General features: G+C 50.7%; 1 protein-coding gene. It reads left to right on the top strand.

The annotated features are described in order from the left end of the window. Window positions 1–68: 68 nt before the first annotated feature. On the top strand, window positions 69–274 hold a 206-nt coding region (locus CS369_RS22575; protein ID WP_196908787.1), incomplete at its 3' end, for a helix-turn-helix domain-containing protein.

Here is a 274-nt window from a genome sequence, read left to right as displayed (position 1 = left end):
CGCCAAATCAAAACAAACCACCAACCGGACTGATCATAGCAGCAATCCCTGATGAAGAACGACAACGGATGCGTAAAGAAGCCCAACAGACCCGCGATAAAAACCACGCCAGACGTCTTATTGCCATACTGATGCTGCATCGGGGAATGACCGTTACTGAGGTCGCAGACGTGCTCTGTGCTGCTCGCTCATCTGTCGGAAGGTGGATAATTTGGTTTACTTTACATGGCGTTGAAGGACTAAAGAGCCTCAATCCCGGACGAACGCCACGTTG

It is taken from the genome of Candidatus Symbiopectobacterium sp. 'North America' (genome assembly GCF_015762685.1).
GTDB lineage: Bacteria > Pseudomonadota > Gammaproteobacteria > Enterobacterales > Enterobacteriaceae > Symbiopectobacterium.
Note: the sequence above shows the minus strand (reverse complement) of the source record. Positions and strands in the feature narration are given on the sequence as shown.